General features: G+C 74.8%; 24 protein-coding genes. 18 read left to right on the top strand and 6 right to left on the bottom strand.

From position 1 onward, the window contains the following. Positions 1-10 precede the first annotated feature (10 nt). From pdxT to FN207_RS09520, 10 genes are all read left to right on the top strand, one after another. Complete coding sequence (gene pdxT / locus FN207_RS09560; RefSeq protein ID WP_142458288.1) at positions 11-697, top strand: pyridoxal 5'-phosphate synthase glutaminase subunit PdxT; 687 nt, start codon at positions 11-13, stop codon at positions 695-697. Continuing rightward, positions 694-1,446, top strand: coding sequence for a YebC/PmpR family DNA-binding transcriptional regulator (locus tag FN207_RS09555; RefSeq protein ID WP_142458287.1), 753 nt, complete (start codon positions 694-696; stop codon positions 1,444-1,446). The genes pdxT and FN207_RS09555 overlap by 4 nt, the downstream gene beginning before the upstream one ends. A gap of 118 nt (positions 1,447-1,564) precedes the next feature. Next, positions 1,565-2,131: a crossover junction endodeoxyribonuclease RuvC gene (gene ruvC / locus FN207_RS09550; protein ID WP_142458286.1), complete on the top strand. Its 567-nt coding sequence runs from the start codon at positions 1,565-1,567 to the stop codon at positions 2,129-2,131. Further along, the gene (ruvA, locus tag FN207_RS09545) at positions 2,128-2,766 is read left to right on the top strand and encodes a Holliday junction branch migration protein RuvA (protein ID WP_142458285.1); all 639 of its coding nucleotides are present in this window, start codon (positions 2,128-2,130) and stop codon (positions 2,764-2,766) included. Before ruvC ends, ruvA begins: the two co-directional genes overlap by 4 nt. After that, positions 2,763-3,887, top strand: a complete 1,125-nt coding sequence (gene ruvB, locus FN207_RS09540; RefSeq protein WP_142458284.1) for a Holliday junction branch migration DNA helicase RuvB — start codon at positions 2,763-2,765, stop codon at positions 3,885-3,887. Before ruvA ends, ruvB begins: the two co-directional genes overlap by 4 nt. A 173-nt stretch (positions 3,888-4,060) precedes the next feature. Then, complete coding sequence (locus FN207_RS09535) at positions 4,061-4,426, top strand: preprotein translocase subunit YajC (RefSeq protein ID WP_142458283.1); 366 nt, start codon at positions 4,061-4,063, stop codon at positions 4,424-4,426. A gap of 10 nt (positions 4,427-4,436) precedes the next feature. Continuing rightward, complete coding sequence (secD, locus tag FN207_RS09530) at positions 4,437-6,119, top strand: protein translocase subunit SecD (protein ID WP_142458282.1); 1,683 nt, start codon at positions 4,437-4,439, stop codon at positions 6,117-6,119. Then, positions 6,116-7,486 (top strand): protein translocase subunit SecF, encoded by a 1,371-nt coding sequence (gene secF / locus FN207_RS09525; RefSeq protein ID WP_221888126.1) that lies wholly within the window; start codon positions 6,116-6,118, stop codon positions 7,484-7,486. The genes secD and secF overlap by 4 nt, the downstream gene beginning before the upstream one ends. Further along, entirely contained in the window at positions 7,483-8,079 is a 597-nt protein-coding gene (locus tag FN207_RS26670; RefSeq protein ID WP_281282135.1) for an adenine phosphoribosyltransferase, read from the top strand. The genes secF and FN207_RS26670 overlap by 4 nt, the downstream gene beginning before the upstream one ends. A gap of 92 nt (positions 8,080-8,171) precedes the next feature. Continuing rightward, positions 8,172-10,613, top strand: a complete 2,442-nt coding sequence (locus tag FN207_RS09520; RefSeq protein WP_142458281.1) for a RelA/SpoT family protein — start codon at positions 8,172-8,174, stop codon at positions 10,611-10,613. A gap of 81 nt (positions 10,614-10,694) precedes the next feature. Here the strand turns inward: FN207_RS09520 and FN207_RS09515 are convergent, their stop codons facing one another. From FN207_RS09515 to FN207_RS27290, 3 genes are read right to left on the bottom strand one after another with little or no spacing between them, the layout of a single operon-like run. Further along, positions 10,695-11,333, bottom strand: a complete 639-nt coding sequence (locus FN207_RS09515) for a class I SAM-dependent methyltransferase (RefSeq protein ID WP_142458280.1) — start codon at positions 11,331-11,333, stop codon at positions 10,695-10,697. Next, positions 11,330-12,046, bottom strand: coding sequence for a peptidylprolyl isomerase (locus FN207_RS09510; protein ID WP_142458279.1), 717 nt, complete (start codon positions 12,044-12,046; stop codon positions 11,330-11,332). The genes FN207_RS09515 and FN207_RS09510 overlap by 4 nt, the downstream gene beginning before the upstream one ends. Then, positions 12,043-12,894, bottom strand: coding sequence for a peptidylprolyl isomerase (locus FN207_RS27290; RefSeq protein ID WP_185938268.1), 852 nt, complete (start codon positions 12,892-12,894; stop codon positions 12,043-12,045). The genes FN207_RS09510 and FN207_RS27290 overlap by 4 nt, the downstream gene beginning before the upstream one ends. A 169-nt stretch (positions 12,895-13,063) precedes the next feature. Here FN207_RS27290 and FN207_RS09500 point away from each other — a divergent pair, with 169 nt between their 5' ends. The 4 genes from FN207_RS09500 to aspS are packed head-to-tail and all read left to right on the top strand — an operon-like array spanning position 13,064 to position 17,808. Further along, the gene (locus FN207_RS09500) at positions 13,064-13,750 is read left to right on the top strand and encodes an MBL fold metallo-hydrolase (protein ID WP_142458277.1); all 687 of its coding nucleotides are present in this window, start codon (positions 13,064-13,066) and stop codon (positions 13,748-13,750) included. Continuing rightward, positions 13,747-15,024, top strand: a complete 1,278-nt coding sequence (hisS, locus tag FN207_RS09495) for a histidine--tRNA ligase (RefSeq protein ID WP_142458276.1) — start codon at positions 13,747-13,749, stop codon at positions 15,022-15,024. The genes FN207_RS09500 and hisS overlap by 4 nt, the downstream gene beginning before the upstream one ends. Then, positions 15,024-16,004, top strand: coding sequence for an aldo/keto reductase (locus FN207_RS09490; RefSeq protein WP_142458275.1), 981 nt, complete (start codon positions 15,024-15,026; stop codon positions 16,002-16,004). Before hisS ends, FN207_RS09490 begins: the two co-directional genes overlap by 1 nt. A gap of 28 nt (positions 16,005-16,032) precedes the next feature. Further along, positions 16,033-17,808, top strand: a complete 1,776-nt coding sequence (aspS, locus tag FN207_RS09485) for an aspartate--tRNA ligase (protein ID WP_142458274.1) — start codon at positions 16,033-16,035, stop codon at positions 17,806-17,808. Here aspS and FN207_RS09480 read toward each other — a convergent pair. Continuing rightward, entirely contained in the window at positions 17,805-18,305 is a 501-nt protein-coding gene (locus FN207_RS09480) for an ASCH domain-containing protein (RefSeq protein WP_221888125.1), read from the bottom strand. The genes aspS and FN207_RS09480 overlap by 4 nt on opposite strands. An 82-nt stretch (positions 18,306-18,387) precedes the next feature. On the opposite strand from FN207_RS09480, the gene FN207_RS09475 reads away from it, so the two are divergent. Beyond that, entirely contained in the window at positions 18,388-19,479 is a 1,092-nt protein-coding gene (locus FN207_RS09475; RefSeq protein WP_142458272.1) for a pyridoxal-phosphate-dependent aminotransferase family protein, read from the top strand. An 82-nt stretch (positions 19,480-19,561) separates the two neighbouring features. On the opposite strand, the gene FN207_RS09470 is transcribed toward FN207_RS09475, so the two are convergent. After that, positions 19,562-20,446, bottom strand: coding sequence for a hypothetical protein (locus FN207_RS09470; protein ID WP_142458271.1), 885 nt, complete (start codon positions 20,444-20,446; stop codon positions 19,562-19,564). Positions 20,447-20,627: 181 nt separating this feature from the next. Continuing rightward, positions 20,628-21,485: an aldo/keto reductase gene (locus FN207_RS09465; protein WP_142458270.1), complete on the bottom strand. Its 858-nt coding sequence runs from the start codon at positions 21,483-21,485 to the stop codon at positions 20,628-20,630. A gap of 36 nt (positions 21,486-21,521) precedes the next feature. Between FN207_RS09465 and FN207_RS09460 the strand changes: the two genes are divergently transcribed. The 3 genes from FN207_RS09460 to FN207_RS09450 all read left to right on the top strand — a co-directional run bounded on the left by FN207_RS09460 (position 21,522) and on the right by FN207_RS09450 (position 23,680). Then, positions 21,522-22,856: a replication-associated recombination protein A gene (locus tag FN207_RS09460; RefSeq protein ID WP_142458269.1), complete on the top strand. Its 1,335-nt coding sequence runs from the start codon at positions 21,522-21,524 to the stop codon at positions 22,854-22,856. 90 nt (positions 22,857-22,946) lie between these two features. Continuing rightward, positions 22,947-23,372 carry a DUF948 domain-containing protein gene (locus tag FN207_RS09455; RefSeq protein ID WP_110908478.1) on the top strand — a complete coding sequence of 142 codons (426 nt, stop codon included), beginning with the start codon at positions 22,947-22,949 and terminating at the stop codon, positions 23,370-23,372. Beyond that, positions 23,372-23,680, top strand: a complete 309-nt coding sequence (locus FN207_RS09450; RefSeq protein WP_142458268.1) for a hypothetical protein — start codon at positions 23,372-23,374, stop codon at positions 23,678-23,680. The genes FN207_RS09455 and FN207_RS09450 overlap by 1 nt, the downstream gene beginning before the upstream one ends. The last annotated feature ends 28 nt before the right edge of the window (positions 23,681-23,708 follow it).

Here is a 23,708-nt window from a genome sequence, read left to right as displayed (position 1 = left end):
CCCTCCTGCCGTGTCCCCGTCGGCGGGGTCCCGGCCCGTCGTCGTCGGCGTGCTGGCCCTGCAGGGCGACGTCCGCGAGCACCTCGCCGTCCTGACCGCCCTCGGCGCCGACGCGGTCCCGGTGCGGCGCCCGGCCGAGCTGGCCGCCGTCGACGGGCTGGTCCTGCCGGGCGGGGAGTCGACGACGATGGCGAAGCTCGCCGTCCGGACCGGCCTGCTGGAGCCCCTGCGCGAGGCCGTCCGCGGCGGGCTGCCCGTCTACGGCACCTGCGCCGGGCTGGTCCTGCTGGCCGACCGGCTGCTCGACGCCCCGCCGGACCAGCCCACCATCGGCGGGCTCGACGTGACGGTGCGCCGCAACGCCTTCGGCCGGCAGGCCGAGTCCTTCGAGTCGCGGGTGCCGCTCGCGGGCGTGCCCGGCGGGCCGCTGTCGGCGGTCTTCATCCGCGCGCCCTGGGTGGAGGAGGCCGGGCCGCAGGTCGAGGTCCTCGGGCGGGTCGAGGGCGGACCGGCCGACGGTAGGATCGTCGCGGTGCGCCAGGGCGACGTCGTGGCCACCAGCTTCCACCCCGAGCTGACCGGGGACACCCGGGTCCACGAGATGTTCGTGGGGATCGTGCGGCGCGCGGTCGGCGGGGCGGTGGCAGTCCCCAGTGGCGCCGGTGCCGGCGCCCCCGACCCCGGAGGAGCACTGTGAGCGGCCATTCCAAGTGGGCGACCACGAAGCACAAGAAGGCCGCCATCGACGCCAAGCGCGGCAAGCTGTTCGCCAAGCTGATCAAGAACATCGAGGTCGCGGCGCGCACCGGCGGTGGTGACCCGGCTGGCAACCCGACGCTCTACGACGCCATCCAGAAGGCGAAGAAGAGCTCCGTCCCCAACGACAACATCGACCGCGCGGTCAAGCGCGGCTCCGGCGCCGAGGCCGGCGGCGTCGAGTACCTGAACATCACCTACGAGGGCTACGCCGCGGGCGGGGTCGCGGTGCTCGTCGAGTGCCTCACCGACAACAAGAACCGGTCGGCCTCCGAGGTGCGCACCGCGATGACCCGCAACGGCGGCTCGATGGCCGACCCGGGCTCGGTGTCCTACCTGTTCACCCGCAAGGGCGTCATCGTCGTGCCGCAGGCCGACGGCGTCGACGAGGACACCGTGCTCATGGCCGTCCTCGACGCCGGTGCCGAGGAGGTGCGCGACCTCGGCGACACCTTCGAGGTCGTCTGCGAGCCCGGCGACCTGGTCGCCGTGCGCACCGCGCTGCAGGACGCCGGCATCGACTACGACTCGGCCGAGGCCGGCTTCGTGCCCAGCGTCACCGTCGAGCTCGACGAGGAGGGCGCCGGCAAGGTGTTCCGCCTCATCGACGCCCTCGAGGACTGCGACGACGTGCAGAACGTCTACGCCAACTACGACGTCTCCGACGAGGTCATGGCCAACGTCGGCTGACCCTCCCTCCTCCCCGCGCACCGGACGCGGGCCCGGGCGGCGTGTTGCGCTCCCGGCCCGTCGTCGGGGACGGTTACCGTGACCGTCGAACACGCGTTCGGTGAGAGGGGGAGCGGGCATGCGGGTGCTCGGCATCGACCCGGGGCTGACCCGGTGCGGCTGGGGGGTCGTCGACGGCCGTCCCGGTGCACGCCCGGCCGCCGTCGGGGTGGGCGTGATCCGCAGCTCCGCGGACCTGGACCTGGAGCTGCGGCTGCTGGAGCTGCACACGCAGGTGACCGCGCTGCTGCGCGAGCACCGGCCCGACGTCGTGGCCATCGAGCGGGTGTTCACCCAGAACAACAAGGGCACCGCCACCGGGACCGCGCAGGCGGCCGGCGTCGCGGCGCTGGCGGCGGCGCAGGCCGACCGCCCGGTCGCCTGGCACACGCCCAGCGAGGTCAAGGCGGCCATCTCCGGCAACGGCCGCGCGGACAAGGAGCAGGTCACCCTCATGGTCACCCGGGTGCTGGGCCTGGCGGCGGCCCCCAAGCCGGCCGACGCCGCCGACGCCCTGGCGCTGGCCGTCTGCCACGTGTGGCGCGGCCCGGCGCAGCAGCGGCTCAAGGTCGCCGCCATCGCCGGTGGCATCGGCGCGCCGGTGGTGCAGCGGACGCTGCCGCGCTGGCAGGGGGTGTCCCGGTGATCGCCTCGGTCAGCGGCCGGGTCGCCGCCGTCTCGCCCGACGGCGCGGTGGTCGAGATGGGCGGCATCGGCCTGGCGGTCCAGTGCACCCCCGGCACCATCGCCCGGCTCACGGTGGGGGAGGACGCCCGCCTGGCCACCAGCCTGGTCGTGCGCGAGGACTCCCTCACCCTCTACGGCTTCGCCGACGACGACGAGCGGCAACTGTTCGAGCTGCTGCAGACCGCCAACGGTGTCGGCCCGCGGCTGGCCCAGGCGGTGCTGGCCATCCACCCGCCGCGGGAGGTCCGGCGCGCGGTCTCCATGGCCGACGTCAAGGCGCTCATGCAGGTGCCCGGCATCGGCAAGAAGGGCGCCGAGCGGCTGATCCTCGAGCTGCGCGACCGGCTGGGCGCCACCACCACCGACACGCAGCTCGACGGCCCGCCGGCCGCCGGTGCCGCCGCGATCACCGCCGTGGCGCCCTGGCGCGACCAGCTGTCCTCGGCGCTGGTCGGGCTCGGCTGGTCCACCCGCGAGGCCGACTCCGCGATCACCGCGCTGGCGCCGGTCGCCGACGAGCAGCTCACCGGCACCGGCCGGGTCGACGTCGCCTCGCTCCTGCGCCAGGCGCTGCAGCTGCTGGGCCGGTCGTGAGCGCCCCGTTCGACCGGTCGCTGACCGGGGAGCTGGAGTCCGGCATCAGCCGCGACTTCGGCGTCTCGCCGCAGGCGGGCGACGAGGAGCGGGTGGTCGAGTCGGCGCTGCGGCCGCACTCGCTGCACGACTTCATCGGCCAGCCCAAGGTCGCCCGGCAGCTGGCGCTGGTCCTCGAGGGCGCCAAGCGCCGGGGCCAGCCGCCGGACCACGTGCTGCTGTCCGGCCCGCCCGGCCTGGGCAAGACGAGCCTCGCGCTGATCATCGGCTCCGAGCTCGGCACCTCGGTGAAGATCACCAGCGGCCCGGCGATCGAGCGCTCCGGCGACCTCGCGGCGATGCTGTCCAACCTCGGTCCCGGCGACGTGCTGTTCATCGATGAGATCCACCGCATCGCCCGGCCCGCCGAGGAACTGCTGTACATGGCGATGGAGGACTTCCGCGTCGACGTCGTCGTCGGCAAGGGGCCCGGCGCCACGGCCATCCCGCTGGAGATCAGCCCGTTCACCCTCGTCGGGGCCACCACCCGCGCCGGCCTGCTCACCGGTCCGCTGCGCGACCGGTTCGGCTTCGTCGGGCAGATGGAGTTCTACGAGCCGGCCGAGCTGCAGCTGGTCCTGGCGCGCAGCGCCGCGCTGCTCGGCGTCGAGCTGACCGACGACGGCTCGGCGGAGATCGCCGGCCGCTCGCGGGGGACACCGCGCATCGCCAACCGGCTGCTGCGCCGGGTCCGCGACTACGCCGAGGTCGAGGGCGACGGCCGGGTCACCCGCGCGGTCGCGCAGGCCGCGCTCGCCCTCTACGACGTCGACGACCTCGGGCTGGACCGGCTGGACCGGGCGGTGCTCGAGGCGCTGGTCATGCGCTTCTCCGGCGGGCCGGTCGGCGTGTCCACGCTGGCCGTCGCGGTGGGGGAGGAGCCCAGCACCGTCGAGGAGGTGTGCGAGCCGTTCCTCGTGCGCGCCGGGCTGCTCGCCCGCACCCCGCGCGGGCGGGTGGCCACCGAGGCGGCCTGGCGGCACCTCGGCCACCCGGTGCCGCGCGGCGGGATCCCCCTCGGGGGTGTCACAGCCGTCCCGCGTGACCCGGGGGCGTCGTCGGAACCGCTCTTCGACGCCTAGACTCATCGCCGCTGGCGCGCAACTCGGCCCCTCCCGGGCCGACCGGTCCCGGCCGCGCTGTCCTGTGTCGGCGTGGGTCGGTGCCCGCGCGCCACGACCGACGTACCCGAGCGGTCCCGACCCGGGGCCGCACCGACCGCGTGCAGCCGTCGCGGTAGAGAGGCACTCCCGTCGTGGAACTGTTCCCCCTGCTCCTGCTCGCGCTGGCGTTCGTGGCGCTCATCGTGCTCCCGGCGCGGGCGCGCAAGCGCCAGCAGACCCAGACGCAGTCGGCCCTGGCGATCGGCGTGCCGGTCACCATGGCCGGCGGCGTGTACGGCACGGTGGCGGGCCTCGACGACCCGGCCACCATCCAGGTGCAGATCGCGCCCGGTGTCGTCGTCACCTACGCACGCGCGGCCGTCATCCAGGTGCGCCCGCCGGCCGGCGAGGTGCCCGGTCCGGTCGTGACGGGGGAGACCGTGGTCGACCCCGCCGTGGACGAGCCCTCCTCCCGGGACGACCGTCCCGGTGACGGCGCGTCCGGCAAGACCCTCTGACGGAGGACCCGTGGCCAACCGCGCCCTGCCCGCCCGCCGTTACTTCGGCGCGCTGGTCCTGATCATCGCCGTCATGTACGGCCTGATCTTCTTCACCGGCACCGACCGCACCCCCCAGCTCGGCCTGGACCTGCGCGGCGGGACGACGGTGACCCTGACCGCCCGCACTCCCGACGGCCAGGCGCCGGCGCCCGAGGACCTTGAGCTGGCCCGCCAGATCATCGAGCAGCGGGTCAACGGGCTGGGCGTCGCCGAGGCCGAGGTGGTCACCGAGGGTGACGCCAACATCGTCATCTCGGTGCCCGGCGACGACGGCGACCAGGCGCGCGAGCTGGGCCAGACCGCGCAGCTGCGGTTCCGTCCGGTCGTCACCGGCCCCGAGCCCGCCACGCCGGCCGAGTCCACCGACAGCGCGACGCCGAGCGACTCCGCGGCGCCGAGCGACTCCGCGGCGCCCACCGACGGCGCGACGCCGACCGACCCGGCGGCCCCCACGGACGCCGCCACCCCCACGGACGCGGCCGGCGACAGCGCCACCCCCAGCGACGGCGCGGTGAGCGACCCCGCGCTCGACACCGACCGCCCCGCGGTGACGCAGGAGGAGGCGACCGCGCAGTACGCGACGCTCACCTGTGACGCCACGGACACCACGGTGGAGGTCGCCCGTCCCGACGACTTCGTCGCCGCCTGCAGCGAGGACGGCTCGGCCAAGTACCTGCTCGGCCCGACGATCATCGAGGGCACCGAGATCGCCGACGCCAGCGCCGGCACGCAGCAGACCACCGGCGAGTGGGTCGTGCTGCTGGACTTCAACTCCGAGGGCCGCGCGACCTGGGCGGGGTACACGGCCGCCAACGTCGGCAGCAACGTCGCCTTCACCCTCGACGGCCGCGTCGTGTCCGCGCCCACCATCCAGGGCGCCATCAACGGCCAGACGACGATCACCGGCTCGTTCGACCAGGCGAGCGCCGAGGAGCTGGCCAACCAGCTGCGCTACGGCGCGCTGCCGCTGACCTTCGAGCAGGCCACCGCGCAGTCGATCTCCACCGAGCTCGGCGCCGAGCAGCTGCGGGCGGGCCTGATCGCCGGTGCCATCGGCATCGCGCTGGTCTTCGTCTACGCGCTGCTCTACTACCGGCTGCTCGGCCTGGTGATGATCGTCAGCCTGCTGCTGTCGGCGGTCGTGGTCTACGCCAGCCTGGTGCTGCTGGGCCGCGAGATCGGGTTCACGCTGAGCCTCGCCGGCATCGCCGGGTTCATCGTGTCGATCGGCATCACGGCCGACTCGTTCGTCGTCTACTTCGAGCGGCTCAAGGACGAGATCCGCGAGGGCCGGACGCTGCGCTCCGCGGTGCCGCGGGCCTGGGTCCGCGCCCGCCGCACGATCCTGTCGGCCGACGCGGTCAGCTTCCTCGCCGCGGCGATCCTCTACTGGCTGGCCATCGGTGACGTGAAGGGCTTCGCGTTCACCCTCGGCCTGTCCACGGTGCTGGACCTGGTCGTCGTCTTCCTCTTCACCCACCCGCTGATGGCCGTGCTCGCCCGGGTCCCGGGCTTCGGCACCAGCCGGTTCTCCGGGCTCGGCCGGGTCGACCGCACCCGCCGCTCGGCCGCGCCGACCGTGCCCGCCGACCGCCAGCTGGTCGGCGCCGGGTCGGGCGCCCGCGCGTCGCAGGACAGGAGCAAGGCATGAGCCGCGAGCACGAGACCGACGCCCCCGTGCCGGTGGGCAGCGAGGCCGACGAGGCGCGCGCCATCGGCGCCGACGCGGCCGAGGACGCCGCCGAGGCCGCCGACGACGCGGCGCTCGCCGACGCGAACCTGCCGGCCGAGGGTGGCTCGGCCCGCCGTCACGAGCGGTCCTCGCTGGCGCACCGGCTCTACAACGGCGAGGCCGGCCTCGACGTCGTCGGCCGCAGCCGGCTGATCTACAAGGTCACCGCCGTGATCGTGCTGATCTGCATCGCCTCGATGGTGTTCCGCGGCTTCAACTTCGGCATCGACTTCGCCGGCGGCAACAGCTTCCGGCTGCCGGGCACCACCGAGCAGCTCGAGCAGGTCCGCGAGGCCGCCACCGACGCCGGGGCCGACGTCGCCTCCGCCCAGGTGGTCGGCGGAGGCGAGATCCTGCTGCGCACCGGCGGGCTCGACAACGACGGCGAGCGGGCCGTCGTGGACGCGGTCGCCGACGCCGCCGGGGTCGAGGCCAACCAGGTCAGCCCCGAGTCGGTGAGCGCCGAGTGGGGCCAGGACATCACCGACCAGGCGCTGATCGCGCTGGTGGTCTTCCTCGTCGCCGTCGTGCTCTTCCTCGCCATCCGGTTCCAGCCGAAGATGGCGATCGGGGCGATCGCGGCGCTCGTGCACGACCTGATCGTCACCGCCGGCGTCTACTCGCTGATCGGCTTCGAGGTCACGCCGTCGACGGTGATCGGCCTGCTGACCATCCTCGGCTTCTCGCTCTACGACACGGTCGTCGTGTTCGACAAGGTCGACGAGAACACCCGCGGGCTGTCCCAGGGCGCCCGGATGACCTGGGGTGAGGCGGCCAACCTGGCGGTCAACCAGACCCTCATGCGCTCGATCAACACCTCGGTCATCGCGCTGCTGCCGGTGGCCGGGCTGCTGTTCGTCGGTGCCGGGCTGCTCGGCGTCGGCACGCTCAAGGACCTCGCGCTGGTGCTGTTCGTCGGGCTCGCGGCGGGCACGTACTCGTCGATCTTCCTCGCCACGCCGATCGTCGCCGACCTCAAGGAGCGCGAGCCCGAGCAGATCGCCCTGCGCCGCCGGGTCCTCGCCCGCCGGTCGGCGGCTGCCCGCCAGGGCGCCCGCGCCGCGGCCGGCCCGGTCGCCAGCGCGCGCCGCGCCCGCGGCGGAGCGCGCGGCGGGGTGGCCCTCGCCGAGCGCGACGCCGGCTCACTGGGTCCGGCGCGGGCCGACGTCGTCGTGGAGTCCCCGGCCACGGTCGGTCCCGACGCCGCCCGCCCGCGGGGCGCCACCGCCGCACCGCGCCCGGGCGTGCGCCCCCAGCGGCCCGGTGGGGGGAAGAAGCGCCGGTGAGCACGGCCGAGGCGCTGCCGCCCCTCGACGAGGTCATCGCCGGCCTCGCCGTCGACGTCCCGGACTTCCCGGAGCCCGGGGTCGTCTTCCGGGACCTGACGCCGGTGTTCGCCGACGGCCCGGCCTTCCGCCGGATGGTCGAGGGGCTGGCCGCGCCGGCCCTGGTCGACCCGCGGGCGGCGGCGGTCGCGCACACCGACGACGGGCCGTCCGGCGACCCCGGCTTCGACGTCGTCGTGGGTGTGGAGGCCCGCGGGTTCCTGCTGGCCGCGGCGGTCGCGCTGCACGCCGGCGTGGGCGTCGTCCCGGTCCGCAAGGCCGGCAAGCTGCCCCGCGCACGGATCGCCGCGGACTACGCGCTGGAGTACGGCACCGCCACCATCGAGATGCACACCGACTCGCTGCACGCCGGGCAGCGGGTGCTCCTGGTCGACGACGTCCTCGCCACCGGCGGCACGCTGGCGGCCGCGGTGGCGCTGGTCGAGGAGCTCGGCGGGGTGGTGACGGCGGTGTCGGTGGCCATCGAGCTGGCCGCGCTCGGCGGGCGCCAGCGGATCGCGCCGCACGCCGTGCACGCGCTCTGGACCACCTGAGGGGGAGCTCTCCCGCCCGGCGGGGGTCCGCGCGCAGGGGGCGCGGCTAGCATGGTGAGGGTCGCCCCTCCGCGAGCAGTGCAGGAGTAGCCGTGGCCCCCGACGCGCCCGCCACCCGCGTGGCTGCCGCGCGACCCGAGGGGCCCGCCGCGGCCGCTCCGGACGGCACCACCGAGCCGGAGGAGCAGCGCGCGCCGCTGCCGTCACGCCCGCTGGTCCGCCGTCCCGACGACGTCGGCAGCGAGCCGCCGGAGGAGGGCGCCCCCCGGCCGCGGCGCGTCCGCGACCGGCTGGCCCGCCGCATCGTCGCCGGCCAGCGCAGCGAGGTCCGCCCGGTCCTCGAGCCGCTGGCCGCGCTGCACCGCCAGAGCCACCCCAAGGCCGACCTCGCGCTGCTGCAGCGGGCCTACGACGTCGCCGAGTCCGCGCACGCCGCCCAGAAGCGCAAGAGCGGCGACCCCTACATCACCCACCCCCTCGCCGTCGCCACCGTCCTGGCCGGCCTCGGGATGGACACCACCACGCTGGTGGCCGCGCTGCTGCACGACACCGTCGAGGACACCGGCAAGACGCTCGAGGCGATCAGCGCCGACTTCGGCCCGGAGGTCGCCCACCTCGTCGACGGCGTCACGAAGATCGACAAGGTCAAGCTCGGCGACGCCGCGCAGGCCGAGACGATCCGCAAGATGATCGTGGCGATGGCCCGCGACCCGCGGGTGCTGGTCATCAAGCTCGCCGACCGGCTGCACAACATGCGCACGCTGCGCTTCCTCCCGCCGGAGAAGCAGGAGAAGAAGGCGCGCGAGACGCTGGAGATCCTCGCCCCGCTGGCCCACCGGCTGGGCATGAACACCATCAAGTGGGAGCTCGAGGACCTCGCGTTCGCCACGCTCTACCCCAAGCGCTACGACGAGATCGTCCGCCTGGTGGCCGAGCGGGCACCCTCGCGCGACACCTACCTCGCCGAGGTGACCACGTCGGTCACCGAGCAGCTCAAGGCCGCCAAGATCGAGGCCGTCGTCACCGGCCGGCCCAAGCACTACTACTCGATCTACCAGAAGATGATCGTCCGCGGCCGGGACTTCACCGACATCTGGGACCTCGTCGGCATCCGCATCCTGGTCGACACCGTGCGCGACTGCTACGCGGCGCTGGGCATCATGCACGCCCACTGGCAGCCGGTACCGGGGCGGTTCAAGGACTTCGTGGCGATGCCGAAGTTCAACATGTACCAGTCGCTGCACACGACGGTGATCGGGCCGCAGGGCAAGCCGGTCGAGCTGCAGATCCGCACGCACGACATGCACCGCACCGCCGAGTACGGCATCGCTGCGCACTGGAAGTACAAGGAGAAGGCGCGGCAGGGCGGCAAGCCCGGCCCCGGCGAGTTCGGCGCCACCAAGGTCGGCTCGCCCGACGACATGCTGTGGCTGCGCCAGCTGCTGGACTGGCAGCGCGAGGCCCAGGAGCCCGGCGAGTTCCTCGAGACCCTGCGCTACGACCTCGGTCCGCAGGAGGTCTTCGTCTTCACGCCGAAGGGCGACGTCGTCAGCCTCCCGGGCGGGGCGACGCCGGTCGACTTCGCCTACGCGGTGCACACCGAGGTCGGCCACCGCTGCATCGGCGCCCGCGTCAACGGCACGCTGGTCAGCCTGGACAGCACGCTGTCCAACGGCGACGTCGTCGAGATCTTCACCTCCCGCTCGCCCACGGCCGGCCCCTCCAAGGACTGGCTGTCCTTCGTCGGCTCCTCCCGCGCGCGGACCAAGATCCGCCAGTGGTTCACCAAGGAGCGCCGCGACGACGCGGTCGAGGCCGGCAAGGACGCCCTGACCCGGGCCATGCGCAAGTCCGGCCTGCCGCTGCAGCGGCTGCTGGGCGGCGAGGCGCTGGTGACGCTGGCCAAGGACCTCCGCTACGCCGACGTCACCGCCCTGTACGCGGCGGTGGGGGAGAACCAGATCTCCGCCTCGTCGGTGGTCGAGAAGCTGATCATCGCGCTCGGTGGCGCCGAGGGCGCGGCCGAGGACATCGCCGAGACCGCAATCCCCACCCGCCGCCCGCTGCACCGGCGGACGGCCAGCGGCGACCCCGGCATCGTCGTCCACGGGATGAGCGACGTCTGGGCCAAGCTCGCCAAGTGCTGCACCCCGGTGCCGGGCGACGACGTCCTGGGCTTCGTCACCCGCGGCGGCGGGGTCAGCGTGCACCGCACCGACTGCACCAACGCCGCCGACCTGCGCCGCAAGAGCGAGCGGCTCGTCGAGGTCGAGTGGGCCAGCCAGCCCGGCTCGGTGTTCCTCGTGTCCATCCAGGTCGAGGCGCTCGACCGGCACCGGCTGCTCTCCGACGTCACCAAGGCGCTGGCCGACGAGCGGGTCAACATCCTCTCGGCGTCGGTGCAGACCAGCCGCGACCGGGTGGCGATCAGCCGGTTCACCTTCGAGCTGGCCGACCCGGCGCACCTCGGTCAGGTGCTGCAGACGGTGCGCAACGTCGACGGCGTCTTCGACGTCGAGCGCGTCACCGCCTAGAAGGACCCCGTCCTCCCCACCCTTCGCGAGCTCAGGGCGGGACCCGGGACGAGGCCGAGAATGGCGGGTCGGGTCCCGACCTCAGGTGCGGCGGGCGACGACGGCGTACAGCGGGTCGCCGCGGCCGGGGCGGGTGCGCAGCGACACCTCCGGCTCGGTGAACAGACCGGTGCGCCGGACGAGCTCGGCGACCAGCGCGCCGTGCTGCTCGTCGGTGGTGGCCAGCCAGCCGTGCACGGCCTTGGTCGGGAAGCAGCGGTCGGAGTAGGTGATCACCAGCGGCCCGCCCGGCCGCAGCACCCGCCCGGCCTCGGCGAGCACCTCGATCGGCCGGGTCAGGTAGTCGACCGACACGCAGCAGACCGCGGCGTCGACGTCGGCGTCGGGCAGCGGCAGCGTGGGCTCGGCGTTGAGGTCCCGCACGATCCGCTCGGTCGCCGCGGTGTTGGCGTCCAGCTCGGCGGCGTTCATGCCGAGGACCACCAGCTCGGCCGGCGGGGTGCGGAAGTGCGAGACCCACGAGGACATGAGGTCGAGCACCCGGCGGGGCCGCGGCGCGGACCCGTCGATGGCGAGCTCGGCGTAGAGGTCGCCGACGGCGGCGATGGCGGCGTCGTCGATGTGGGTGACCAGCCGCGGGGGGCCGTAGAACACCGGGTCCGGCTGCTCGTCGTCGCGCGCGAAGAACCCCGCCGGGAACCCGGCGTACGGGTCGGTCACTGCAGCGGGGTCATCGCGGTGACGGTCACCGGCACGGTGGGGGCGCCGCCGCCGGGGGAGGGGTCCAGCGACCCGTCGTTGCCGTTGGCCGCGACGACGTCGAGCACCGCCAGGCCGGCGTCGTCGATGGTGCCGACGACGGTGTAGTCCGGCGGCAGCTGGCTGTCGCCCCACACGAGGAAGAACTGGCTGCCGTCGAGGCCCTGCCCGCTGTTGGCCATCGCCACCGTGCCGCGGGGATAGGTCTCGGTGCCGTCGACCGCGGTGGGGAAGGCGTAGGTGGGCCCGCCGGCGCCGGTGCCGGTGGGGTCGCCGCACTGCAGCACCTGCAGGCCCGCCGAGTCGACCTCGCGGTGGCAGGCCGAGCCGTCGAAGAAGCCGAGCCCGGCCAGGTGGACCATGCTCGCCGCGGCGCACGGGGCGCCGGCCCGGTCGAGGGTGAGCACCAGCTCGCCCAGGCTCGTCGCCATCCGCAGGGCCGTCGTGCCCTCGGCCGGGACCTCGTCGTCGGGCGGGGCGACCTCCACGGCGTAGGGGTTGCCCGAGCGGGCGGCCACCCACTCGCAGGCCACCGTCGTGGCGCCGTCGTCCCCGCCGCCGGAGGCGCCACCGGACCCGCCGGGCACCGGCGACGCCGTGCCGCCCACGGTGCTCGTGCAGGCGGAGAGCGCCAGCAGGGCGCCGGCCAGCCCGCCCGCCCGCGCGGGCCTCACGCGACGACGGTCATCGAGGTGATGGTCACCGGGGTGTTGGGCGCGCCGCCGCCGGGGCTGGGCTCGAAGGAGCCGTCGTTGCCCGCCGCGGCGATGGTGTCGAGCACGGCCAGGCCGGCCTCGTCGACGGTGCCGACGGCGGTGTAGTCCGGCGGGAGCTGGGTGTCGACGAAGCACAGGAAGAACTGGCTGCCGGTGGAGCCGGGCGTGCCGCTGTTGGCCATGGCGATCGTCCCGCGCGGGTAGGTCGTCTCCGGCGTGACCTCCTCGGCGAACTTGTAGCTCGGGCCGCCGGAGCCCGACCCGGTCGGGTCGCCGCACTGCAGCACGCCGAAGGTCGGCTGGTTGACCTCGCGGTGGCAGGGGCTGCCGTCGAAGAACTGCACGGAGGCCAGGTAGGCGAAGCTGGCCGCGGCGCAGGGGGCCTCGGCGCGGTCGAGGGTGAGCGGGATGTCGCCCTGGTCGGTCGACATGAGCAGTCCCACGGTGCCGCTGGCCGGCGTCGAGGCCGGGTCCGGCGGGGTGCCGACGTCGGTCAGGCTCGGGTTGCCGGAGGTGTCGGGCGCGTAGGTGCAGGTGACCGTGCCGTCGGCGTTGGTGACCGCCGGCGCCGCGGTGGCCTCGGTGGCGGCCGAGGAGCTGCTGCTGGCGGCGGCCTGGGCGCTCGGGTCGTCGTCCCCGCCGAGCCCGGCCACGAGGGCCACCGCCCCGGCCACGAGCACGACGGCGACGACGGTCACGACGACGAGCAGGTTGCGGCGGCGCTTGCGGGCGAGCTCGGCGCGCTTCTCGAGCTGGCGCTGCAGGCGGCGCTGGGCGGCGAGACGCTGCTGCTTGTTGGTCGGCACGGGGTCGGGCACTCCTCGGACGGACGACGTGTTCCGCGGGGCCCGCGCCGCGGCTCCCGGCCGCGGCCCGCGGTCGGCCCGCTGGTCGATGCGCGAGTCTAGGCGGCGTGCCTGTGGGCGCCCGGTTGCCGGACCGGAGGGCCGCTGATCACCCGCGTAACCTGCACGGGTGCTCATCCGCTCGTTCCCGGCCGGCGCCTTCGGCACCAACTGCTACGCCGTCGCCCCCGGGCCGGGGCAGGAGTGCGTCGTCGTCGACCCGGGCATGGACGCGGTGGAGCCGCTGGCCCGGATGCTCGCCGAGGACGGCCTCAAGCCCGTCGCCGTCGTGCTCACCCACGGCCACCTCGACCACACCTTCTCCGTGCTGCCGGTCTGCGAGGGCTACGACATCCCCGCCTACCTCCACCCCGACGACAACGGCATGCTCTCCGACCCCGCGCGCTGGCACGGCCCGGCGCTCGCCCCGCTCATCACCGGTGTGCGACTGCCCGACCCCTCGGAGGTCCGCCGGCTCGACGACGGCGGGGTGCTGTCGCTGGCCGGCGTCGAGCTGACCGTGCGCCACGCGCCCGGGCACACGCAGGGCTCGGTCGTGTTCTCCCTCGACCTCGGGGACGCCCCCGGCCTGCTCGCCGGCGACGTGCTCTTCGCCGGCTCGGTGGGCCGGGTGGACCTGCCCGGGGGATCGTGGGAGGCGATGCTCACCTCCCTGCGCGAGGTCGTCCTGCCCCTCGACGACGAGACGGTGGTGCTGCCCGGCCACGGCCCGGCGACGACGATCGGCCGCGAGCGCGCCACCAACCCCTACCTGGCCGAGGCCGGCGCGGCGGCGCCGAAGGGGCGGGGGCTGTGAGCGGGCTGACCGCGCCCAAGGGGACGTTCGACGTCCTGCCGCCGGACTCCGCGCGGTTCCTCGCCGTCCGCGACACGCTCACCGCGCCGCTGCGGCGGGCCGGGTACGGCTACGTCGAGACGCCGGTGTTCGAGGAGACCGCGGTGTTCTCCCGCGGCGTCGGGGAGTCCACCGACGTCGTGACGAAGGAGATGTACACCTTCGACGACCGCGGCGGCCGCTCGCTCACGCTGCGCCCGGAGCTCACCGCCGGGCTGATGCGGGCGTTCATCGAGCACCGGCTGTACTCCGGCTCGCTGCCGGTGAAGCTGTGGACGGTCGGCTCGGCGTTCCGCTACGAGCGCCCGCAGGCCGGCCGCTACCGGCACTTCACGCAGGTGGACATGGAGGCGCTCGGCGTCGACGACCCCGCGCTGGACGCCGAGGTCGTGGCGCTGGGCGTGCAGGGCTTCCGCGACCTCGGGCTCACCGACTTCGAGCTGCTGCTCACCTCGCTGGGCGACGCCACGTGCCGGCCGCAGTACCGCGAGCTGCTCGTGGCCTACCTGGAGAAGCTGGACCTCGACGAGGAGACCCGGCGCCGGGCGGCGATCAACCCGCTGCGCGTGCTCGACGACAAGCGGCCGGAGGTGCAGGCCCAGCTCGACGAGGCCCCGCTGATGGTCGACCACCTGTCGGACTCGACGAAGGCGCACTACGACGCCGTCCGCCAGCACCTCACCGACCTCGGCGTGACGTGGACCGAGGCGCCCCGGCTGGTCCGCGGCCTGGACTACTACACGAAGACGACCTTCGAGTTCGTGCACAACGGGCTGGGCGCGCAGTCGGCGATCGGCGGCGGCGGCCGCTACGACGGGCTGTCGGCGGCGCTGGGCGGGCCGGACGTGTCGGGCATCGGCTACGCCGTCGGCGTCGACCGGACGCTGCTGGCGGTGCAGGCCGAGGGGCTCGACGTCGCCGCGGCCGCCGGGGTGCAGGCGTTCGTCGTCCCGCTGGGGGCCGAGGCCAAGCGGCTGGCGGTCCGGCTGGTCGGGCAGCTGCGCTCGGCCGGCGTGGCCGCCGACACCGTGTACGGCGACCGCGGACTCAAGGGCGCCATGAAGGCCGCCGACCGGTCGGGGGCCTCGCACGCCGTCGTCGTCGGCGAGCGCGACCTGGCCGACGGCGTCGGCCAGCTGAAGGACCTGCGCACGGGGGAACAGCGCGCCGTCCCCGTGGGTGACCTGTTCGAGGCGCTGAGGACTGCCGTGGCTCAGGGAGTGGTGGAGAACTGATGGAGACCCGACCCCTCGGACGGACCGGCGCGGACGTGAGCGTCGTCGGCCTGGGCACCTGGCAGCTGGGCGGTGACTGGGGCGACGTCGACGAGGAGACCGCCGGCGACGTCCTCGACGCCGCCCTCGACGCCGGCGTGACGCTGCTCGACACCGCCGACGTCTACGGCGACGGGCGCAGCGAGGAGCGCATCCGCAAGGCGCTGGCCGCCCGCTCGGACCGGCCGTTCGTGGCCACCAAGGCCGGCCGCCGCGCCGACCCGTTCGAGGCGGAGCAGTACACGCCGGAGAACCTGCGGGCCTGGATCGACCGCTCGCGGCGCAACCTCGGCGTCGACACCCTCGACCTCGTGCAGCTGCACTGCCCGCCGACCGCGGTCTACTCCGACCAGCGGGTGTACGACGCGCTGGACTCGTTCGTCGCCGACGGCGCGATCGCGGCCTACGGCGTCTCGGTGGAGACCGTGGCCGAGGGCCTGACCGCGCTCGAGCACCCGGGCGTGCAGAGCATCCAGGTGATCCTCAACGTCTTCCGGCGCAAGCCGCTGGAGGAGCTGCTGCCGGCCGCGGCCGCGCGCGGCGTCGGGATCCTGGCGCGGGTGCCGCTGGCCAGCGGCCTGCTGTCGGGCCGGTACACCGAGTCGACGACGTTCGGCGCCGACGACCACCGGAACTTCAACCGCAACGGCGAGGCCTTCGACGTCGGCGAGACCTTCGCCGGCGTGCCCTACGAGGTCGGCGTCGCCGCGGCGCGGGAGTTCACCGCGATCTGCGGCGACCGGACGCCGGCCCAGGTCGCGCTGCGCTGGGTCGTCCAGCAGCCCGGCGTCACCTGCGTCATCCCCGGCGCCCGCTCGGTGGAGCAGGCGCGGTCCAACGCCGCCGCGGCCGACCTGCCGCCGCTGACCGACGCCGAGCTCGCCGACCTCGAGCGCCTCTACGACGAGCGCATCCGGCCGCACGTGCACCACCGCTGGTGACGACACCCTCCCCCCGAAAGGCCCTCTAGTGCTCCGCACCCACGACGCCGGCACGCTGCGCGCGTCCGACGCCGGCTCCACCGTCACCCTCGCCGGCTGGGTGGCCCGCCGGCGCGACCACGGCGGCGTCGTCTTCGTCGACCTCCGCGACGCCTCGGGCTACGTCCAGGTCGTCGTCCGCGAGGAGGAGGCGCACGCCCTCCGCAACGAGTTCTGCGTGCTGGTCACCGGCGAGGTGCGGCAGCGCCCCGCGGGCAACGAGAACCCCGACCTGCCCACCGGCGAGATCGAGGTGGCCGCCGCCGAGCTGCGGGTGCTGTCGTCGGCGGCGCCGCTGCCGTTCCCGATCGAGACCGACCAGGCCGCCTCCGACGACGTCCGCTACAAGTACCGCTACCTGGACCTGCGCCGGCAGGGCCCGGCCCGGATCCTGCGGCTGCGCAGCGAGGTCAACCGGATCGCCCGCGGCGTCATGGCCCGCAACGGCTTCACCGAGGTGGAGACGCCGGACCTGACCCGCTCCACGCCCGAGGGCGCGCGCGACTTCGTCGTGCCGGTGCGGCTGCAGCCGGGCAAGTGGTACGCGCTGCCGCAGTCCCCGCAGCTGTTCAAGCAGCTGCTGATGATCGGCGGGCTGGAGCGCTACTACCAGATCGCCCGCTGCTTCCGGGACGAGGACTTCCGCGCCGACCGGCAGCCGGAGTTCACCCAGCTCGACTTCGAGATGAGCTTCGTCGAGCGCGACGACGTCCTGGCCGTGGTCGAGGACGTCGTCCGCGCGCTGTGGTCGGAGCTGGCCGGCCACGAGGTGGGCGAGATCCCGCGGATGACCTACCGCGAGGCCATGGACCGCTTCGGCTCGGACAAGCCCGACCTGCGGTTCGGCATCGAGCTCACCGAGCTGACCTCCTTCTTCGCCGACACCCCGTTCCGCGTCTTCCAGGCGCCCTACGTCGGCGCGGTGGTCATGCCCGGCGGCGGCTCGCAGCCGCGGCGCGCCTTCGACGCCTGGCAGGACTGGGCCCGCTCCCGCGGCTACCGCGGCCTGGCCTACGTGACGATCGCCGAGGACGGCACGCTCGGCGGCCCGGTGGCCAAGAACATCTCCGACGCCGAGCGCGCCGGGCTGGTCGAGGCCGTCGGCGCCTCGCCGGGGGACTGCGTGTTCTTCGCCGCCGGACCGCGCCGCTCCTCGCAGGAGCTGCTCGGCGCCGCCCGCAACGAGATCGCCAAGCGGCTGGAGCTCATCGAGCCGGGCAGCTGGTCGTTCCTGTTCGTCGTCGACTTCCCGATGTTCGAGGAGACCGAGGACGGCGACTGGACGTTCATGCACCACCCGTTCACCTCGCCCACCCCCGAGTGGCGGGAGGGCTTCGCCGACGACAAGGCCAACGCGCTGTCCGACGCCTACGACCTGGTCGTCAACGGCAACGAGCTGGCCAGCGGCTCGGTCCGGATCGCCGACCCGGACCTGCAGGAGCGGGTGTTCGAGACCCTCGGCATGTCGCGCGAGGAGGCCCGTGAGCGGTTCGGCTTCTTCCTCGAGGCCTTCGCCTACGGCCCGCCGCCGCACGCCGGCGCCGCGCTGGGCTGGGACCGGCTGACCGCGTTGCTGGCCGGCGTCGACTCCATCCGCGAGGTCATCGCGTTCCCGAAGACCGGCGCCGGCTACGACCCGCTGACCGGCGCGCCCACGCCGATCAGCGACGCGCAGCGCAAGGAGGCCGGCATCGACGCCCTCGCCGAGGAGCCGGCGCTGCCCGGCCAGCCCGGCGCGCCGGGGCCGACCGACCCGACCTCCTAGTCCGCGACCTCCCCGGGGAAGACGACCTCGAAACGCTCGAAGAGCACCTCGAGGTCGTCGTCCCACGCCTCCCCGCGGGCGGCGAGGGTGCGGGTGAAGTAGCGGAGGTGGCCGGCCAGCCAGCTCGCCCGGGTGCGATCGCCCTCGCCCTCGTCCCATGCGAAGGCGTCGTCGACGCTGTCCAGGCGGCCCACGCGCAGCTCGGTGCTGCGCAGGACCGCGCGGGGCCGGCCGTCGCCGTCGCAGGCGATCCAGTGCCCGCCGACGCGGGGGAGCGGCTCGCCGTCGTGCGCGAAGTCGGCGACCAGGCCGGCGGTGGCCCGTTTGGTGCCGGCCAGCACGAGGGCGATGAGCTCGTCGGCCAGCGACCGGCTGTCACCGAAGCGCTCGACGGGCGGCTCGTCCTCGGGCGGGCCGCCCGCCGGCCGGGTGGCGGCGTAGGCGCGCCACATCACGGCGGCCTCGTCGCGGCGGAGCGGTCCCGGTGCGTCGTCCACGGTGCCCATCCTCGCGGGCCCGGCAGCGACGGGTCGGGTGTCGGGCGAGCGGCGGCCGGAGGCCGGTCCTAGGGTGCGGCGCATGCCGCTGCGCGCCCGCACCCTGCTCGGTCCCGGTCCCTCGAACCCCTACCCGGAGGCCACGGTCGCCCTCGCGCAGCCGCTGCTCGGGCACCTGGACCCGGTATTCCTCGGCGTCCTCGACGAGACCTCCGAGCGGCTGCGGACGGTGTTCGGCACCGCCAACCGGCGCACGCTGCCGCTGTCGGCCACCGGGTCGGCGGGCATGGAGGCGGCGTTCGTCAACACGGTGGGGCCGGGCGACGTCGTCGTCGTGGCGGTCAACGGGCTGTTCGGCGAGCGGATGGTCGACGTCGCGGGGCGGTGCGGCGCCGAGGTCGTGCGGGTCGACCACGACTGGGGCACGCCCGTGGACGCCGACCGCGTGCTCGCCGCGCACCCGTCGCCGAAGCTGATCGCCGCCGTCCACGCGGAGACCTCGACCGGTGTGCTGTCGGACCTCGAGCCGCTGGCCGCCGGGAAGGGCGACGCGCTGCTGCTGGCCGACTGCGTGACCTCCCTCGGCGGCATCCCGGTGCGGCTGGACGACTGGGGCGTCGACCTCGCCTACTCCGGCTCGCAGAAGTGCCTGGGCGTGGCGCCGGGGCTGGCGCCGTTCACCATCTCCGACCGCGCGTGGGAGCGGCGGATCGAGAAGCCGCGCAGCTGGTACCTCGACCTCGGCATGCTCGGCGGGTACGCGGGCGAGGCGGCCGGGTCGGGTGGCCGCACCTACCACCACACCGCGCCGACCGGGATGGTCGTGTCGCTGCACGCCGGGCTCGGCCGGATCCTCGACGAGGGCCTCGACGCGGTGCACGCCCGGCACGCCGAGGCCGGCCGGCTGCTGCACGAGGGTCTGCAGGCGATGGGCCTGGAGCTGTTCGCCGCCGAGGGGCACCGGCTGCCGGAGCTGACCACCGTGCGGGTGCCCGAGGGCGTGGACTCCGCCGCGGTGCGCAAGGAGCTGCTCGAGCGCTACGACCTGGAGATCGGCGGCGGGGTCGGCGCCTACGCGGCCACGGTGTGGCGGATCGGGCTGATGGGCCCCAACGCCGCCCCCGACAGGGTGGCGCTGGTGCTCGCCGCGCTGCGCGAGGTGCTGGGGCGCTGAGCGCTGCCCCCGCGAGTTGATCATCGGACGCGTGCACGGTCGACCGGCGTGTCGACGCGTGTCGCGTGCACGCAGCCGATGATCAACTCGTCAGGGCTCCGGGACGCCATCCGCGGCTGAGCAGCGCACCGCCGGACCGTTCGACGACCACGGCGGGCCCGGACAGGTGCCGGCCGGCGAAGCGCAGCACCAGCCAGCCGTCGGCGGCCATCAGCGAGTAGCGGTCGACGTCCCGCCCGAACTGGCCGGTGTCGGCGTGCTGGCGTCCCTCGTACTCGACGGCGACCCGGTACCGGCGCCACCCCAGGTCGGCGTGCGCGACCACCCGGCCGCGGCGGTCGCACACCGGCAGCTGCGGTTCGGGCGGCGGCAGGTCGCTGGTCGCGAGCCAGTAGCGCAGGAGGCTCTCCGGACGGGACATCGCCCGGCCGTCGAGCAGCGGAGCGCACTCCCGGGCCCGGACGACGCCCCGCACCCGGTCGGCACGGCGCAGTCGGGCGTCGAGTGCCCCCCGGGTCAGGACGCCGCGGCGCAGGAGTGCGTCGCCGACCGCGACCAGCTCGGCGGGCGGCAGGCCGGCCGCGAGGTCGAGGAGGGTCTGCGCGCCCGAGGTGACCCGCAGCCCGCCCGAGACGACGACGTCCTCGCTGCGCAGCTGCCGCACCGCGACCGACAGCCCGCGCCGCTGCGGGAGGACGGGGCGCGGACGCAACACGACCTGGACCTCAGCTGGAGGGTCAGGCTGTGCACCGAGCAGCACGGCGGCGCTCTCCAGCCCGAAGGCGGCGTCCGCGGGCAGCAGCCGGGTCCACGCGGCGCACCGGGCGCGGAAGGAGGCCGCCTCGGCGTGCGAGAGGTAGAGGCCACGGGTGAGCTGTTCGCCGCCCGCGGCGATCTGCCGCCGGGTGGCGCCGCGGGCCCGCGCCTCGCGCCACGTCCAGGTCGACCCGAGGTCGAGGGGTTCCATGCCGCCACGCTCGGGCGCACCCGCCCCGCCGCGGTGTCGCCGTCGTCATCTGTGGACGGCGGCGCCTGCTGTGCGCAGCGGCAGGACGCCCGTCGTGATCATCGGACGCGTGCACGGTCCGGCGGCGTGTCCCGCGCGGTGTCGTGCACGCAGCCGATGATCAACAGCCGCGGCAGGCCCCTCAGGCGTCCAGGCGGGCCAGCTGCTCCGGCGTCAGCCGCAGGTCGGCCGCCGCCGCGGAGTCCTGGATGGACGCCGGCCGCGACGCCCCCGGGATGGGCACGACGACGTCGGACTGCGCGAGGTGCCAGGCCAGCGTCACCTGGTACACCGACACGCCCAGCTCCGCGGCCACCTCCGCGAACGCCGGCGCCGTCGCGGACAGCGAGCCGGCCGCGGTCACGCCGCCGAACGGGCTCCACGGGAGGAATGCCAGCCCGTGCGCCGCGCAGTGCGCCACCTCCTCGGCGGAGAAGCGCCAGCCCGGCGAGAACTGGTTCTGCACGCTCACCAGCGCCGGCCCCACGATCGAGCGGGCGACGTCGATCTGCGCGACGTCGGCGTTGGAGATGCCCACCCTCTGCACCAGGCCGTCGTCGGCGAGCTGCCGCAGCGCGCCCATCGAGTCCTCCCACCGCGTGTCCGGGTCGGGCCGGTGGAACTGGTACAGCCCGATCGCGTCGACGCCGAGCCGCCGCAGCGAGGCCTCGCACGCCTTCCGCAGGTACGCCGGCGACCCGTCGAGCAGCCAGTCGGTGCCCTGCCGCGTGTGCCCGCCCTTGGTCGCCACGAGCACGTCGCGCGCACCATGGCCGTAGGACGCCAGCGCCTCGGCGACGAGCGACTCGTTGTGCCCGAACTCCGCCTCGTCGCGGGCGTAGGCGTCGGCGGTGTCGACGAGCGTCACCCCCGCGTCGAGGGCGGCGTGGACGACGGCGACCGCGTCCTCGCGGGAGGGCCGGTCGGTCTTGGTGGAGAGGGGCATCGCCCCCAGGCCGATGGCGCTGACGGGACGGTCGCCGATGCGTCGCTGCTGCACGGGAGGTGTCGTGCCCCGCGGGTAGCGTCGCTACCCGTGACGTCCCTGTTCGACGAGCCGGCCGAACCCGGCGGCGAGGCCGTCGACCCCGGCGCGCCGCTGGCCGTGCGGATGCGCCCGCGCTCGCTCGACGAGGTCGTCGGCCAGACGCACCTGCTCGGCCCGCGCTCCCCGCTGCGCCGGCTGGTCGAGGCCGACGAGCCCATGTCGCTGGTCCTCTACGGCCCGCCGGGCACCGGCAAGACGACGCTCGCGCACGTCATCTCCCTGGCCACCCGGCGGCAGTTCGTGCAGCTCTCCGCGCTCGACGCCGGCGTCAAGGAGGTCCGCGCGGTCATCTCCAGCGCCAAGCGCGAGCTCACCTACGCCGGCCGGCGCACCGTGCTGTTCATCGACGAGGTCCACCGGTTCTCCAAGACCCAGCAGGACTCGCTGCTGTCGGCCGTCGAGGACCGCATCGTCAGCCTGATCGCCGCCACCACCGAGAACCCGTTCTTCTCCGTCGTCAGCCCGCTGCTGTCCCGCAGCCTGGTCCTCGCGCTGCAGCCGCTGGGTGACGACGACGTCCGCGCCGTGCTGCACCGGGCGCTGACCGACGAGCGCGGGCTGGCCGGTGCCGTGACGCTGAGCGCCGAGGCCGAGGAGCACCTGGTCCGGGTGGCCGGCGGCGACGCGCGCAAGGCGCTGACCGCGCTGGAGTCCGGTGCGGGCGCGGCCGTCGCGGCGGGCGCCGCCGAGATCGACCTGGCCACGCTCGAGACCGCCGTCGCCCAGGCCGCCGTGCGCTACGACCGTCAGGGCGACATGCACTACGACGTCGCCAGCGCGCTGATCAAGTCCATCCGCGGCAGCGACGTCGACGCCGCCCTGCACTACCTCGCCCGCATGGTCGTGGCGGGGGAGGACCCGCGCTTCATCGCCCGGCGGCTGGTCATCTCCGCCAGCGAGGACATCGGCATGGCCGACCCCACCGCGCTGCAGACCGCCGTCGCCGCGGCCGAGGCCGTCGCCTTCATCGGCATGCCCGAGGGGCACTTCCCGCTGGCGCACGCCGTCGTCCACCTGGCCACCGCGCCGAAGTCCAACGCTGTCACCGTGGCGATCGGCGAGTCGGTGGCCGACGTCCGCGCCGGCCTCGGCGGGCCGGTGCCCGCCGGTCTGCGCGACGCGCACTACGCCGGGGCCAAGAAGCTCGGGCACGGCGGGACCTACGTCTACCCGCACGACGCGCCCGAGGGGATCGTCCCGCAGCAGTACCCGCCGGACGCGCTGGTCGGCCGCGACTACTACCGCCCGACCTCGCGCGGGGCCGAGGCCGGCATCGGCGCCCGGCTCGGCAAGCTCCGGGCGATCCTCCGCCGCGCCCGCTGACCGCCGAGGGCCGCGACTACTGTTGCCACGCCGGGCGTGCGACCACGCCGGCCGCCGACGAACGAGCCGACGAGGTAGAGGAGATCCCGCGTGTCCGCAGGAGAGTGGGCCGGACTGATCGCCGCCCTGGCGCTGGTGCTGCTGGTGGTGCTGCTCGCCGTCCCGGTGCTCAAGCTGGGGCGCACGCTGGACGAGACGACGCTGACCATCCGCCAGGTGCGCGAGCAGAGCGCGCCGATCCTCGGCCAGGCGCAGACGACGATCGCCCAGGTCAACAGCAACCTAGAGCGGGTCGACGACATCACCGGCAACGCGGCCAACGTGTCGAGCAACGTCGCGGCGCTGACCAGCGTCGTCGCCGCCACCGTGGGCAGCCCGCTGATCAAGGTCGCGGCGTTCAGCTACGGCGTGCGCAGCGCCACGAAGAAGCGCCGCGAGGGCCAGGCGATCGCCGAGGCCGCCGCCCGCGACAAGGCCTCGCGCCGTGAGCGCCGTGCCGCCCGGCGGGCCGCCTGATGCGCCGGCTGTTCTGGCTGGCGATGGGCATCACCATCGGCGCCCTCGTCGTCCGCAAGCTCTCCCGCGCCGCCGAGAAGCTGACCCCGCAGGGCCTCGCCGGGGCGCTGGTGGAGGGCCTGCGCGACCTCGCCGACGCGATCGGCGACTTCGGCGCCGACGTGCGCGCCGCCGCCGCGATGCGCGAGGAGGAGCTGCGCTCGGGCACCGGCCTGGACGCACCGCTCCCCGAGCGCGACGACTCCCCGCTCCAGCTGCCCGGCCGGCAGCTCCCCGGACGACGGGGCGCGCACGCCGCCGACCGCTGAGCCGCACCCACCACGCGGGGGACACCCC

The sequence above is a fragment of the Geodermatophilus aquaeductus genome, assembly GCF_900182545.1.
Classification (GTDB): Bacteria; Actinomycetota; Actinomycetes; order Mycobacteriales; family Geodermatophilaceae; genus Geodermatophilus; species Geodermatophilus aquaeductus.
This window is presented reverse-complemented; position numbering and strand designations above follow the sequence as displayed.